Source organism: Butyrivibrio sp. NC2002, from assembly GCF_000702265.1.
Lineage (GTDB): Bacteria > Bacillota > Clostridia > Lachnospirales > Lachnospiraceae > Butyrivibrio.
In genome coordinates, this window is sequence record NZ_JNKZ01000004.1 from 356,703 (window position 1) to 370,423 (window position 13,721).

At 38.8% G+C, this 13,721-nt stretch carries 16 protein-coding genes; 2 read left to right on the plus strand and 14 right to left on the minus strand.

What is annotated here, in order from left to right; all coding sequences use genetic code 11:
* Positions 1–117 precede the first annotated feature (117 nt).
* Genes T543_RS01700 through T543_RS01710 form a run of 3 tightly spaced genes read right to left on the minus strand, consistent with a single transcriptional unit; the run spans position 118 to position 2,561 of the window.
* Complete coding sequence (locus T543_RS01700) at positions 118–1,413, minus strand: restriction endonuclease (RefSeq protein ID WP_035765067.1); 1,296 nt, start codon at positions 1,411–1,413, stop codon at positions 118–120.
* Positions 1,414–1,437: 24 nt separating this feature from the next.
* Positions 1,438–1,866: a very short patch repair endonuclease gene (locus tag T543_RS01705; protein WP_035765070.1), complete on the minus strand. Its 429-nt coding sequence runs from the start codon at positions 1,864–1,866 to the stop codon at positions 1,438–1,440.
* A 41-nt stretch (positions 1,867–1,907) separates the two neighbouring features.
* Entirely contained in the window at positions 1,908–2,561 is a 654-nt protein-coding gene (locus tag T543_RS01710) for a hypothetical protein (RefSeq protein WP_035765073.1), read from the minus strand.
* A 136-nt stretch (positions 2,562–2,697) separates the two neighbouring features.
* Between T543_RS01710 and T543_RS01715 the strand changes: the two genes are divergently transcribed.
* Together T543_RS01715 and T543_RS01720 are read left to right on the plus strand one after the other, a co-directional pair.
* Positions 2,698–3,669: a DNA cytosine methyltransferase gene (locus T543_RS01715; protein WP_035765076.1), complete on the plus strand. Its 972-nt coding sequence runs from the start codon at positions 2,698–2,700 to the stop codon at positions 3,667–3,669.
* 210 nt (positions 3,670–3,879) lie between these two features.
* Positions 3,880–4,284, plus strand: coding sequence for a hypothetical protein (locus T543_RS01720; protein ID WP_035765079.1), 405 nt, complete (start codon positions 3,880–3,882; stop codon positions 4,282–4,284).
* A gap of 95 nt (positions 4,285–4,379) precedes the next feature.
* Here T543_RS01720 and T543_RS01725 read toward each other — a convergent pair whose 3' ends face one another.
* The 11 genes from T543_RS01725 to T543_RS01775 all read right to left on the minus strand — a co-directional run bounded on the left by T543_RS01725 (position 4,380) and on the right by T543_RS01775 (position 13,630).
* The gene (locus T543_RS01725; protein WP_197023910.1) at positions 4,380–5,021 is read right to left on the minus strand and encodes a DNA-directed RNA polymerase subunit alpha C-terminal domain-containing protein; all 642 of its coding nucleotides are present in this window, start codon (positions 5,019–5,021) and stop codon (positions 4,380–4,382) included.
* Between the two features lie 152 nt (positions 5,022–5,173).
* Positions 5,174–6,040 carry a DUF6551 family protein gene (locus T543_RS01730; RefSeq protein WP_035765084.1) on the minus strand — a complete coding sequence of 289 codons (867 nt, stop codon included), beginning with the start codon at positions 6,038–6,040 and terminating at the stop codon, positions 5,174–5,176.
* 1 nt (position 6,041) lies between these two features.
* A complete protein-coding gene (locus T543_RS01735; protein ID WP_035765087.1) occupies positions 6,042–6,974 on the minus strand; it encodes a hypothetical protein in 933 nt (310 codons plus the stop codon).
* An 11-nt stretch (positions 6,975–6,985) separates the two neighbouring features.
* Entirely contained in the window at positions 6,986–7,186 is a 201-nt protein-coding gene (locus tag T543_RS16000; protein ID WP_035765090.1) for a hypothetical protein, read from the minus strand.
* A 64-nt stretch (positions 7,187–7,250) separates the two neighbouring features.
* Complete coding sequence (locus tag T543_RS01745; RefSeq protein WP_081829886.1) at positions 7,251–7,997, minus strand: hypothetical protein; 747 nt, start codon at positions 7,995–7,997, stop codon at positions 7,251–7,253.
* Positions 7,990–9,870, minus strand: coding sequence for a recombinase family protein (locus T543_RS01750; protein ID WP_242839440.1), 1,881 nt, complete (start codon positions 9,868–9,870; stop codon positions 7,990–7,992). The genes T543_RS01745 and T543_RS01750 overlap by 8 nt, the downstream gene beginning before the upstream one ends.
* Before the next feature lie 157 nt (positions 9,871–10,027).
* Positions 10,028–10,369: a helix-turn-helix domain-containing protein gene (locus T543_RS14955; protein ID WP_051638460.1), complete on the minus strand. Its 342-nt coding sequence runs from the start codon at positions 10,367–10,369 to the stop codon at positions 10,028–10,030.
* A gap of 135 nt (positions 10,370–10,504) precedes the next feature.
* Positions 10,505–10,795: a hypothetical protein gene (locus T543_RS01760; protein WP_035765095.1), complete on the minus strand. Its 291-nt coding sequence runs from the start codon at positions 10,793–10,795 to the stop codon at positions 10,505–10,507.
* Positions 10,796–10,929: 134 nt separating this feature from the next.
* A complete protein-coding gene (locus tag T543_RS01765; protein ID WP_051638461.1) occupies positions 10,930–11,961 on the minus strand; it encodes an ArdC-like ssDNA-binding domain-containing protein in 1,032 nt (343 codons plus the stop codon).
* Between the two features lie 37 nt (positions 11,962–11,998).
* Positions 11,999–12,292, minus strand: a complete 294-nt coding sequence (locus T543_RS01770; RefSeq protein ID WP_035765096.1) for a SpoVG family protein — start codon at positions 12,290–12,292, stop codon at positions 11,999–12,001.
* Positions 12,293–12,448: 156 nt separating this feature from the next.
* Positions 12,449–13,630: a relaxase/mobilization nuclease domain-containing protein gene (locus T543_RS01775; protein ID WP_035765098.1), complete on the minus strand. Its 1,182-nt coding sequence runs from the start codon at positions 13,628–13,630 to the stop codon at positions 12,449–12,451.
* Positions 13,631–13,721: the final 91 nt, after the last annotated feature.

The following is a 13,721-nucleotide window of genomic DNA, read 5'->3' on the forward strand; positions in this document are numbered from 1 at the left end:
ACATTATATATCCATAAACCAGCATATATTCTATTACTTATGCCAGCATACATGCTTAATTAATCGCAATTTCGCAACAAAAAAAGCAGGACTAACTCCTGCTTTTCTACGCATGCATTAACAACTTAATATTTCTTCTATCCGTTTATTATCTGTATGATATTCATATTCTAATTCACAAAGAAAATCCTCTACGGTCATCCCTTTTTTATATATTATTTTTCCAACTGTCTCTGCTATCTTTTTCCCGCATATTAGCATAATAGGATATTGATCATCCATCACTTCAAGCTGCACATTATCCGAAAAATATGAAGTAGTAACATAAACTCCAAACCATCCTCTTTTTAATCTTGCTACTGTCCTTGCAATATGTACGCCATTAGTTGGATTATCAAGTTTCTCACATTTAGCCTGCCCTAGTATTATTATTTTTAAAGCAGATAATTGGGAACTCACATCCATTCTTGCGACAAAATCTATCCCCCGGTCACCGCTTTTACTTGTAATCCATCCGGGATAGAATTTAGCGCCAGAATCTTCAAAGATTTCTTGAGTAACCCTCATTGCTAAGAGTTCAAATATATGTTTTTTTCCAGAATAGAAGTCATATATCCTTTTTAAAGTATCCTCTTCTTTACTCCCTCTTTCAGGTATCTGCTCGCTTTTCTTTATTATTTTGGGAACAGAAATATTCCTTCTTACTTTATATAATCCAGTTGTGCCCTCTTTTATCCATTTTCTCCATGCTTTCGGTGCATATTTTAAGGTTTCTTTTGTGCTGAGATTTTTATTACGTCTTGCTTCTATCCACTCCCATGAGAAGAATTCATTTTCATCACGAATTGAGAATACACACATATTAAAAACATAATTTGAGAAATAAGGATTCGAAAGTTTAGGATCAAATTGAGTAATCAATTCTACAGATTCAATTATACCAAACCCTTCAAATTCTAAATTCCCTTTTTTCCTTCCATCAACCTCAACCCTTTTAAAGAATACTAATGGCACCGCCCTCAACATCCTTTCAGCTTCCTCAGGTGATGAATAAATAGTAAACATCTCCAAAAGAAGCTCATTTCCAGGCCACTCAGATGCCTTTTTTTCTTTATTTTTAGCATCTCCGTAATATTTTATGTGCCCATAATCTGGATCAAACACGTCTTCCCATGGCGTAATGTCTGTCCTGGCTTTATGGGGACTACTGGAAATAATAATAGCAGGAACACGTGTTGTGCCATCCTCTAACTTTACACTTTTTATCTGATGGATACCTTTTTGGAATACAATATTACTGTCACCACGATCATTTCTTGTCTCATAAAAAAAATTAGGCAATCCATCTACTATTGGTTCTATACAATCACTCTTCTGATTTGAATATCTATATACTTTACCTATTTCAAACATGTAGCTTGTCTCCTCAGAAAAACATTAGTCCAGCAAAGCGTCCATAACAGCTTCATCAATAACCTTTAGACATTGATCCAAATTGTATTTTATATCTTTGCCCCAAAATCGCAGAACAGTCCATCCCTCACCATGAAGTTTTGTATTTACCTCTTTATCTCTTTCAATATTACGTCTTATCTTCCCATACCAATATGAACTATTATTTCCATTCAATATGCGTTTTTCTAATTCAGCCCAATCTTTTCCATGGAAAAATTCTCCGTCACAAAAGATTGCTATCCTATATTTTGTAAGGACAATATCTGGTTTCCCCTCAATTCTTGCATAGTTTTTCCTATATCTATAGCCTTTTCTCCATAGCGCTTTTCTAAGGATGCATTCTATGCTTGTATCAGTCGCCTTGATTGCCTGCATATTTTTTTTTCTTTGATCTTTGGTCAAATTATCCATTTATCAGACACCAAAAATGAAAAAAATTGATACTCAAATCATCATTTGATACCTATGACATGGTTATAATATTTTATAAGCATATTTACAGCTTTTTCTATCTCTGCGACAACCATTTCATCAGTCGTATCGTTATCAATATCAATCAAATAAGAAACCTGTGCTTTCTTATAAGTTCCATCAGAAATATACTTCCTAACCTTTTGAGTATCTGTACCAAAATTTTTCAGGTCTTTAGCAGCTCTATTATTTACAAGATATACTAAACCTTTATCTAATTTCATAGAAATCAAGTCACTATGTCTTAACATCTCATCATTTGACGCATTATCTTCATCTATATCTATTGAAACGCGGTATCTAATGCCACTGCCTTCTTCAACAGCCTCACAGAAAACAGAAATACTCTCTGCAAAAGACATATGGGTTACATATTTTAACTTGCCCCAAAAATAACTTCTTATGTGACACATTGTCCCATCCAAGAAATTTTTATTTTTAAAATCCACAAGACCTGTCGTTTCTGCTAAATGATTCAAAAAAGTATTAAATTCATAATTAGCAAATTTTGCATCTTCATATAGCTGAGTCATTTCTGCTTTTTTTATTTCATCAACAATTCTTTTGGGTGACGAATAGTCCCTTGAATGATTTTTTTCGATGAAACGTGCCACATCAACAAGTTTATACCCCATAACATCCTCCTAAATATCATTTTTACATACATTATATAACAAAATCATATATAAAAATATTTGAATCTAAATTATTTGCGGCGCGCCGCGATTTTTGTTATAATCAATTTTACATAATAAATGGTGGAGGATAAGTATGTATACTGTTGCATCTTTTTTTGCCGGTGTAGGTGGCATAGATCTTGGTTTTGAGCAAACCACACATTTTAAAACAGTTTATGCCAACGAATTTGATAGTTATGCCGCCCAAACATTTGAGGCAAACTTTACTAATGTGAAAGTCGATCAGAGAGATATACATCTCGTACCTACTGAAGAAGTACCTAATACTGATGTTATTATTGGAGGATTTCCATGTCAGGCGTTTTCAATAGCTGGATATAGACAGGGATTTGATGATGAAAAGGGTCGTGGCGAACTATTTTTTGAACTTGTCAGAATGCTTGAAAACAAAAGGCCTAGAGTTGCCTTATTCGAAAATGTCAAAAATTTAGTCGGACATGATAACGGGAATACTTTCAGGGTAATATGTGAACAGCTTGATTTACTAGGCTATAAATACACATATCAAGTATTAAATGCTATGTACTATGGAAATCTCGCTCAAAATCGTGAACGCATCTATATTGTTGCCTTCAGAGATGAAGAAGATTATAAAAAATTCGTTTGGCCCTCAACTATAAAGAGAACAAATACCGTCAAAGACCTTATTGACTTTAACACAAAAGTCGATGACAAATATTACTATACCGAGGGCAAATATAAAGGTGATATATATAAACTCCTTGTAGAAGCTACAAAGGATGACGATATAAATGATCCTGCCATATATCAATGGCGCAGAAAATATGTACGTCAGAATAAAAGTGGTGTCGTTCCAACATTAACTGCTAATCAAGGAGAAGGTGGCCATAATGTTTGTATTATAAAAACTAAAACTGGCCTGCGTAAAATGACACCAAGAGAATGTTTTAATACCCAAGGCTATCCTGAACAGTATGTCTTACCTAAACAAAGTGACAGTCGGCTATATAAACAAGCTGGTAATTCTGTATGTGTACCGGTAATCAAACGAATAGCAGAGAAAATCTATGACGCTATTAGATAGTAAAACATGACTCGTCGAAACATATAAGGTTTCGGCGAGTCCTCTTATTATTTATCAACAACTCTTCTTTTACAGAATCAACTACCCATAAATTGACTATATCATTAGTTATCATATATACCCGTTCTGCACTTACTAATGTATAAGCAATGTAATATAATTCTATTTGTTACTTGTCTCATAAATTCTTATGGAGGAGACAATAAAACAATGGCTAATACTGGAGATAATTATACTATTGAGCTTAAAGAAGCTCAGCTGGATTGGGGCGGATACAGAAACACTAATACCAGGGATTATATACCTGGTGAAGCATATCTCCCCATTCCAAGACAAATTGCGCAAAAATATGATATAGTCAATAGCAATGCCACCGATCGCAAAGATATATATGGGAAGAACTTATTTAGATTTCATACTGATGATAACTTTCTCGAAGGCACCCTTAAAGCACAAGGCTGCAATAAAGCTGGCGATATTTATGCAAAACAGTTTTCAGTTAAAGGTAACTTAAAACCACTTGGGACTTGGTATGACCATATACAAGCAACCACAGGAACACGCATTCATGTTAAATGGATTGCCCCTGACGAGATAGAATTATCTGTAATATAAGAAAGTACTTTGAGGCAAGTAACACTCTTCTCGCACCAAAAATCACTTTTCTTAGGGGCATTGATTATCCAACAGAATGATATAATAATATGCTCTCATACCCTATTCTTAATGTCATTGTTTTCAACAAATTCGATAAATTCGTTGATAGCCTTTGAATTGAAGCCTTTTCCCTTCAACGCTATACGAATATTTTCTTTCTGCCGAGAAGTTAACCCTTCTTTGACCTCATCCCCCTCTTCATCCCACAAAAACCAGGTTTTTTCCATTATTTCATCTAATGTATCCTTGCCAATAGCTCGCAAATTTCTAATATTCTCTTGTCCTAAATATAAAATATCCTCAAGTGTATTAATACCATTTCTCAAAAAAGCCCTTTCTGCTCTTGTGGATAACCCCAACGATTCGATTGTTGCTATTGCTAAGTATCTGTCATACCCCATAAGCATCTCTGATAAGTTGCTATTCACCAATTTTTTTAAAGTGGTTTGTACTATCTGCCCAGCACGAGAACTTGTGAAATCATATTCTTTAGCAATTTCATCATATGTTCTACAATATAGATATCTTTCCAGCAAAATAATCCGATATCGTTTATTGGGAATACTATCCACGAGTACATTTAACCCTTTTATCTGATCTTCAGTTATTTCATCCGGCATGGTTTTCCCTGTCTTGGAGCACAACTCTCTATATAAATTTAATGGAAATGGATATGTACTGATTGATTCATTCATTATATACATTCCTAAATAACACTACAAAATAACTGCTGAATAATAAATATATTATAGCATTTGCCATGAAGGCCATATATCAAAATCAACTATTATTCCACTAAATCATAATTCCAAGAGGAACTACATCTTTAAGACATAGTTCCTTTTTATTATGATGCATCCCGCTCCACCTGAGCTTCCTCATCATATTCCTTACTACCTTTATTCTCTTTTTTCTTGTTTCCTGTAGCTTTCACCGAATACAACTTATTCCACTGCAGCCCCGGTTTCATGCGCTTGTTATATACAACAAGCATAGCTTCCGCAAATCCTAGTGATCCAGGCCGTCGTTCCTTAGCATTCTTCGTAAGCTCCTTTATAGATACAACTCCCAGCTTTTCCTTAAAGGTATTCTCCTTGATTTCATCACCAAAGCTGTTCAGGAGCCTTGCCACACCATTCATCATATTCCCAGAGAAGGATTTCTGCTCGCCTTCCCAGGTGATAATGATAAGACGAAGAACTCGATCCAGCACATCATATCCATATTTATCATAGATGCTTTCAAGAGCTCCGACTGCACATATGCCTCCAGGTCCAGCTGAGGGAAGTATTTTCAGCTCATAAGATTCCACAAGCCCCCGTATCAACAGTTCCTTATCGTTACCGGCCTCACAGTTTGCGTTGAATATCTCATAGGGCGACAAGGCTTTTACGTTTTTCATCTGATTAGCGAAGATATCCGCCTCTTCGTTGTAATCCAGGTCATCGTAAATCATGCACCATACCGGTGTTTCACGGCTTTCAGATACCAATGCTATAATCTCTGCTGTGTGCTGGCCATTAAAAACATAGTTAATACCATCTCTCCTGCTGACCTTTATTGGATTGACCTGGTTGATATCGAAGTTGGCAGCTGCTTTTCTGACATGTTGCATTGAGAGATTTCTCTGATATTCCTGATTTGACACGAGATCCTTTATCGGAATCAGCTCAAAATGCACGTTTGGCACAAATTCATTATATTCTTCACTCATATTAGCCTGTCCTTTCTTCCAGAGAACCTTTAATCTCTTTTATCGAATTATCAAGTGACAACAGTTCCTTAGATAATCTGATTCTCGCCTTGGTTGTTATTTTTGAAAAATCCGCCGTGCTGTTCACTCTTTTTATGGACGATACCCAGGATCCTATTGTCATGCATAAGCTGTTCACTTCAGAATCCGGATCATATGCCGGCATCTGCCTTATGGTTCCTGCTTTCGGTGGTCTCTTTACAACTTCCTTTTTCACTTTACTTACAGAGCTTTGATATCTGAGATAGCTCCACTTCACTTCATTTCTTATATCCTGAAGCGTCAGCTTTTCAAGCCGGTCCGTTTCTACTGCCTGCGCAATTATACGAACCTCTTCCTTTCTGAGTCTCGACAATTCCACCACGTTCTCATGGGATACTTTCACCTTACCCATCAATATTTTCTTTGCAAAATCCGCATCAGTATCAAAAATAATATCCATGGCACCTGCATATACACTGTATTTTTTCACTGTGGCAGCTGCAACACCCAGTTTGGCACTTAACTCATCACTAAGCCTTCCTTTGATCATGGCTCTTCTAAATTTATCTCTTTTCTCAATTAATTCCTTGTGATGATACAGCTCTCCTATAAGGTATTTCCTATATTCTTCGCACAAATCCGGTCTCTCCAATTCTTTGGTGCAGATATAGTAGGCAGCACTGTTTCTCCCATTAAAGCAATAGATTTTCATGGTTGCGTTTATCCCATGCTGCTGGCAAAGTTCATATCGTTCCTTATCATTAAGATGCATTTGCTTCCATACATGCACCACCCTCCCGTCTCTTTTCTCCAGGATTGATGTAAGAAGCTGCTGTTTAGCTTCTTTTGAATAAGGCTGTATATATCTCTCAAATATAGGATCTATACTATATTCCTTCAAATTGTTATCCATACATTTTCCCTTTACAGGTCATCCTGCCTTTCTATAGCTTCAGCATTTTCCAATTTAAAAATCACCACGTATCCGTTATAGCAGACTCCCGGAATCGCATAGGTAGAATCATCATCAGACCCTATCATTTTCGACAACCTCTTCACAAGTTCCTTGCTATAAAACTCGCAATCACCCTCATCGTCATAATCTATTTTCTGAACGTCCTTCATGAACTTGTGGTATTTCCTTATGGCGATAATTCCCTGTGTAGGATTCACAAGTATTTGTATATATTCAGGCTTCCCAAGGCTCCGCAGTGTCTGCTTGTGTATTCTGATTCTTCCCTTCCTCAGATCCAGCGATATCGCTATCGGCAGTGTCCTCATGAGGCGTTCCTCCCTTCTCTTCCTCATCACGGTTAATACGGAAAACTGTGTATTCATCAAAGATGCTTATCTGTACAGTATCCTGGTGCTCGGTAGCAGGGATGCCGAACTGATTCTCCCAGCTCTCCGGATATAATGCTTCTCTGGTATTAACCTCTTCTCCGGCTTTCTTTTTCCTGTAGGTCTCTGCACAGTTTAAGTCAAATACAAAAATCTGGTCTGTATCTGTTCTTATAAGTTTGCCGAGTACTTTATATTTATAATTTGAACTCCACCCCATTAGCCTTAATACTTTTGCAAAGAATATCCTGCAGGTTATCTGCTTAGGTTTCCTTTTGGAAGCATCTTCTCCAGTGGCCCATTTGAAGGAATCCTTTGTATCCTCGCTGCAGGGTTTTACTGCAAGTTTCTTTTTCTCAGGATTCACTAGAAACTGCACGTACTCTACTTCCGGTAGTTTTCTGAGGCAGGCAACATTGACATATACCTTTTCATCCTTGAACGTCACTGAAGGTTCAAACAGATGGGCAAAAAATTCGCCCCTTACAACTTCATATCCCTCATAGGAAAACTCCTCTACTGTTTCCTCATTCGGCTGTATCATCTCTGTTAGCGGTAATGTTTCCTGGTTTAGAACTGTAATCTCTTCACTCATCACTTGCTCCCATATCTCCAAGAATCTTTGTTATGTTTTTAGCTGCATCCTCCTGCGAAGTAACATTTTCTCCTGTTGCTTTAAACAGCTGTCCATCCTTGTCTACAGCCCACTCCTGTTCCTGAGGCGCCTCCTCTACAAATAAGGCCGTACTCTTGTAATAATCCTCTCCAAAACTGTCCACCCACTTTGAAGGATATGCGGCAATCTTCTTAGCCTTTTTCTTTGGCGCATCTTCATATCCATAGTCTTTTTCTGATTCTTCAGAAGTCAGCTCATCATTCTCATCAACAGCGTCCTCATCTACATATAAAACGGCCTCATTAGCGTTAAATATCAGAACCGTTTCATTTCCTTTACGGTGAAGGTGGCCGATTATCTTGTATCTGGCATCTTTCCTCCAGCCGAAGATTCTAAATAGCACCGGCAAAAAGGATGCTCCGCTTATTGGTTTTCTTACAAGCTCTCCATCTCTCTGCTTGCACCATACAAAGCGGTTATGCGTATCACTAACTGCCTTTCTTACTGCCAGCAACTTTTTACCCGGATGTACAAAAAGTTCAATATTGCTCACATTAGCCATTTTCTCTATCGCACTTTTATTGAAGGTCATATGTGATATGGTCACGGATAATATAGATTGACCGGTCTCTGTCATAAACTGCGTCCTTACAAGCTCATAACCCCTTAAATCAAAGTTGCCCTTTTTAGCCTTAACCTCAATAGGTGCCGCTGGAATTGTATACATCCCGCCATCAATACTGTCGCTCGCCATGTAGTAATCTTCTTCTGCAAAACCTGCCCATCTGGGATGAATTGACACAAAGCCTTTAAGTATTCCGGTATCTATAACCCTCATCTCAGGAAAATAACCCTTATTCCCATACTTTGCATTTCTCAGGAGCTTTTGTACCGCAAAGAAGTCCTCCCTTGTGATAATGGCCTCATGATGATTTTTATGTCTGTACTGATTTCGGTTATGTCTGTTCTTCTTACTCTTATGGTCCAGGTAATTAGGCGTATAAGTCTTTCTTGCAAGTACGTCACCACAGTACCGCTCATTTGTCAGAACCTGATAAATTACACTTGCTGACCAGGTCTGATTTCCTTTTTTGGTAAGCCTCTCAAGCTGAGTCAGCGCATCTGCTATCTGCTGCGTTGAATATCCATACAGATATGAGAAAAATATAAGTCTTACGGTCTTGGCCTCTTCTTCATTTACTATGAGATTGCCCTCCTCATCATGGTCATATCCCAGCAGTACCGGTGTCAGGAATATTCCTCTCTTAAATCTGGCTTCTATGGATGCATTTCCAATTTCAGATTTTGTATGACTCTCTTCCTGAGCAAGTGTAGCTATAAATGACAGTGCCATTTCCGAATTCTCATCCAATGTAAAAATATTCTCTGTTTCAAAAAACACTCCAACGGGAGGATCCAATGTCTTGAGCATTCTCACCTGGCTGATGCAGTCCACTATGTTCCTGGCAAATCGTGAAACACTTTTGGTAACGATAATGTCTATCTCGCCGTTATTGCAGTGCTCGATCATTCTGTTAAAACTGTCCCTGTGAAGCAGCGATGTCCCTGAGATTCCTTCATCTGCATATATATCAACCAGATCCCAGTTGGGCTTTTCATTAACCATGTCCTCATAGTGATTCTTCTGAAGTTCATAGGAAGAGGTCTGATGCGGATCATCCGTTGAAACTCTCGCATATACTGCAACTCTTTTATGTACTTCTGACTGATAGAAATCTTCTTTGGGATTGGCCGGAATAACATCGATAAGATCTTCATCTACTCCTTTATAGCGATCCCTGATTTTCTTTTTTACAAGGTCATCATTTTTGCCCTGCTTGTCATTTCCCAAAATCCATACCTCCCCACGTCTTTTTGTCCACAGCATTTAAGTCCCTGTAATATGAAAATAATGTTTTTAATATTTTTTCACCATACGCCAGAGGTTTAGATTTGCTTAACCTATAGGTTTAGTTGCAAAAAAATAAGAGGCAGCACACGGCTGCCATCTACTTGGTACTGACTATATTTACAATTGAGTCCAGGTTATCAAGAAGTATGCTCTGTTCATCAAGTGTGTATCTTGAGATTCTTTTTAGAAGTCCTGACTTCAATCCTGCAATTATGCTGTCATTGATTGCCGCAGGATATATAAAATCATTAACTGTTACCCCAAGAACTTCACCCATTTCATATAGCTTTTCAAGGCTTGGTTTCTTCACAGCTCTCTCCATTTCACTTACATAAGCTGCAGATGTGCCAATTGCAAATGCAAGATCCTCCTGAGTCAGATCAAGCTTCTCCCGAAATTCCCTTATGCGTTTTCCAACTTCTACATAATCGATTTTCATTGCGCTCTCCACTTCATCCCGTGAATAAAACTGTTATGATCGAATTCTTTGAAAAGCATATTTGCAAATCTGTTTTCAGACAATGATGTCGATTATGTATAGGAGCTGCTTTTAAATTACAGCTCCACGATAAAACTATTTTTTGTGATATCTCTCATCGTTCATTTTCTTCATGCGCTCACTTGCAGCCCTTCTTGCACTTTCAGAATTCTGAGCAGGTGAATAGAACTTCACGTACTCTTTTGGCATTCTGTAATACTTGTCTCTCCCGGTCTGCTTCATAAGTACATAGCGGTCCGGATACTTCTTACATAAGGCATCCAGTTTATCCATTACATCCTTGTCTCTGGTATAAACAACCGCAAAAGAATCCGCTCTGTTAAAGTTCACGATGGTCTCACACTCAGCCTTTAATAATCTCCCCATGGCACCTCCAGAATGCTGTTTTTTGTTTCAAAAGTGTCATCCTCAGACGACGATATTGCATCTAAAGAATTCATAGTGTATAGATATAGCTCCCCATACTCTTCGGATCAGAAATCTCATCTACAGACGAGATTTTAGATAGCCACTTCCATGTCCCTCTTATGCTTAGCTGTGTCCCTGGCATTATCTTTTGAAGATTGTTCCATAGCTGTCTTTTCAGAATGCTTCTCCATAAAGTTATGTTTCTCCTTACCGATCTCCTCAATGCCAAGTTCAGCATTGATCTCCTTTATCAGTTTTGAAGAAGTTGTTCGTATCTCTTCCATTGATGCTTTCAGTTCCTTTGTATCCTTACCCTCACTCCAGGAAGCGATATATCCGAATGAATAGTCAGAAGTATCAATTCCAAAGTGCTGGCAGACAGTAAACGCCACAGATTCTGCAATGCATTCTGAATCATTACGTGATTTCTGCTCTATGCCATTTGCAGCATTGATATCCCTGTCGTCCAGAAGACTGTGAGTAATCTCATGAATCAGAGTTTTGATAGTCTGGACTTCAGACATATTTTCATTCACGGCAATCTTCTTCTCAGCCATGTTGTAATGGCCCTTGACCTCACCCGGGATATCGTGGAATTCTACAGGGACCTTTGAAACAGCTTTCAGAGCATTTATCATTTTCTCATAGTCCTGAACATTTCCCGACAGTTCTTTCACACCTATGGTGGGAAGCTCTTTACCATCAGTATCAGAAACATCAAACACACTGGTTACTTTAAAACCGGCGTTGACATACTCAGGCTTCTTTTCCGCCTGAGCTTTTTTGTAATCCTCCATGGTCTGTCCCGGAGCAAGGATTGGGATCATGTCATCCCTCTGTGGTTCTTCCTTCTTTTTCACGACTGGCTGGATGATCCTGATACCCTTTGAACCTTTTTTTACATAACGTCCAAAGTTCCGGTTCCATGCCTGATAGCCTGCAACCAGTGTTGCATCCGGTCTCTGCATCGCAATGAGCAGAGTGTTATTGAAGCTGTAGGTATGAAACTTTGCCATGGTGCTGAGATAGGTTTTGTAATTCTCTGAATTGAAAAGGTTCCTAACGCCTTCCTCCAGTTTGTTCATCACCTGGTCCATTTTGGCTTTTTCATATTCTTCGTTCATGGCAGCGCCTCCTTTCTGTCAGAAATCAGTCTGCTGATCACACCTCAAAAGTCACATCCTCACCACTCTCATAGCTCTTAAGAATGTTCTCCTGAAGCATCTCCCTGAACTCCTTGTTTACGGGATATGCGATATCCTTGTACTGAGGCTTTCCATTTTCATCAGTTGTCTTCATCTTATAGCTGGGCATTGACATGAAAAGATTTCCTGTCTTGCTCTCCACAATGGAAATATTTCTGACAGCAAAGTTGCTGCCAAAGGTTACTGTTGCAACTCCCTTTACTCCGTTTGATGCGTTCTCAAGTGCCTTTGTTCTAATGTCTACTCTCATAGTTGTTTTCTCCCCTCAAATTGAAAAATTGTTTTTTGCTATATTGATCTGTTTTCTGTAGCTCTTTTTCTTCAGGTCATAATCCCGGGTCGACCCTTGCCCACGGCAAGGTCGCATGCAAGCAGTGCATTTGTCGGGCAAATGCGATTTCTGCTTTTACAACGAGGTCTCCGACCTCGAGCTGCGGCTCTGCTTCGCCTTCGCCTTTTCTCTCTCTTCTGCCTTCTCACGCTCCAGCAGAAGTTCGAGGTTCTTCCTTGCAATAAGGAAGTCCTTTTTCTCTTTCCGCATGCGTACATACTCCTGAAAATCAGTTTTATTGACAGCAAGGAGCTCGCCGTATTCATCGCGGAGTTCCTTCATTTTGGGAAGCTTTCCGCTGGAAACAGTATCAAAGATCTTCTTCGCTGCTTTGTGTCTTTCGATCTCATCCTCATGTTCGGCATAGAACTTTTTACTGTATCCGCACTTCCTGTATTCGGTATAAACTGACCTGGTCTTGGAATAGTCTATGATGGCTTTCTGTAATTCCTTGTTTTCCTTCATGGCAGTGTTACGGGCTTTTATCTTTTCATTCAGGACATCGATATCTGCTTCCATGGAATCCGTCTTTTTTACAAGTTCCTCATAAGAGGAAATGCCATGTTCTTCCAAAAACAGAAGCACCTTGGCACGCTGCTTTAGGTTGAACTTCCTCGCCCAGTTTTCATATCCCCTGCCTTTTCCCTCGCGCATCTTTTTCTCGATATCAACAAGGAAGCTTAGGCTGTTCTGATCAAGGGCGCGATTCCCGAAACGATGCCTTTTACTGTTTTTGTTTCTGATATTTTCTTCATATCTGCTCTGGATCACTGAGAGATTATTCTCCAGACAGAGAATGTCGGATATTCTTGAAAGTGCCAGTCCTGAATAATAAAAATTCCTGAACCTGCTTTTTCCATCGATGGATACGGAGTTGAAAACGATGTGATTATGGATATGGTGTTTATCCGTATGCGTGGCAACCATGAAAGCATGCCTTCCTTTTGTGAAGCGCATTGCGAGATCGTACCCTATCTCATTTGCCTTTTCAGGAGTGATCTCCCCCGGCTTAAATGACTGTCTTATCTGATAGGCGATAACATCTTTTTTATGCGGTCTTCTTACATTGTCCTCATAGATTTTTCTTGAAAGAAGGAATTCACCGACGATTGTTTTGGGATCACAGCCGTAGGTGCTGATATACTTTTCATCCTCAGTCTTCTTCTCATCCCTGACATAATCAATGCAGCGCTTAAGGCACTGGGCAACAGATTTTGTCTTAACATGATGAAGTGAAATAAGCCTGGTTGCTGCCATAATCGGTCCCCCTTCTTTCGTTTTCCCGGCAATAGAAAAAGCAGCCCATATTTATGAAAAATACAGACTGCCTTTATAGTCATATCCATTG

Excerpts from the sequence above, each read along its gene's own strand:
- T543_RS01765 (WP_051638461.1), bottom strand. The coding sequence starts at position 11,961 with ATGAACGAAGAATATGAAAAAGCCAAAATGGACCAGGTGATGAACAAA.
- T543_RS01760 (WP_035765095.1), bottom strand. The coding sequence starts at position 10,795 with ATGGGGAGATTATTAAAGGCTGAGTGTGAGACCATCGTGAACTTTAAC.
- T543_RS01710 (WP_035765073.1), bottom strand. The coding sequence starts at position 2,561 with ATGGGGTATAAACTTGTTGATGTGGCACGTTTCATCGAAAAAAATCAT.
- T543_RS01775 (WP_035765098.1), bottom strand. The coding sequence starts at position 13,630 with ATGGCAGCAACCAGGCTTATTTCACTTCATCATGTTAAGACAAAATCT.
- T543_RS01715 (WP_035765076.1), top strand. The coding sequence starts at position 2,698 with ATGTATACTGTTGCATCTTTTTTTGCCGGTGTAGGTGGCATAGATCTT.
- T543_RS01745 (WP_081829886.1), bottom strand. The coding sequence starts at position 7,997 with ATGAGTGAAGAGATTACAGTTCTAAACCAGGAAACATTACCGCTAACA.
- T543_RS01730 (WP_035765084.1), bottom strand. The coding sequence starts at position 6,040 with ATGAGTGAAGAATATAATGAATTTGTGCCAAACGTGCATTTTGAGCTG.
- T543_RS01735 (WP_035765087.1), bottom strand. The coding sequence starts at position 6,974 with ATGGATAACAATTTGAAGGAATATAGTATAGATCCTATATTTGAGAGA.
- T543_RS01725 (WP_197023910.1), bottom strand. The coding sequence starts at position 5,021 with ATGAATGAATCAATCAGTACATATCCATTTCCATTAAATTTATATAGA.
- T543_RS16000 (WP_035765090.1), bottom strand. The coding sequence starts at position 7,186 with ATGAAGGACGTTCAGAAAATAGATTATGACGATGAGGGTGATTGCGAG.
- T543_RS01705 (WP_035765070.1), bottom strand. The coding sequence starts at position 1,866 with ATGGATAATTTGACCAAAGATCAAAGAAAAAAAAATATGCAGGCAATC.
- T543_RS01720 (WP_035765079.1), top strand. The coding sequence starts at position 3,880 with ATGGCTAATACTGGAGATAATTATACTATTGAGCTTAAAGAAGCTCAG.
- T543_RS01770 (WP_035765096.1), bottom strand. The coding sequence starts at position 12,292 with ATGAGAGTAGACATTAGAACAAAGGCACTTGAGAACGCATCAAACGGA.
- T543_RS14955 (WP_051638460.1), bottom strand. The coding sequence starts at position 10,369 with ATGAAAATCGATTATGTAGAAGTTGGAAAACGCATAAGGGAATTTCGG.
- T543_RS01700 (WP_035765067.1), bottom strand. The coding sequence starts at position 1,413 with ATGTTTGAAATAGGTAAAGTATATAGATATTCAAATCAGAAGAGTGAT.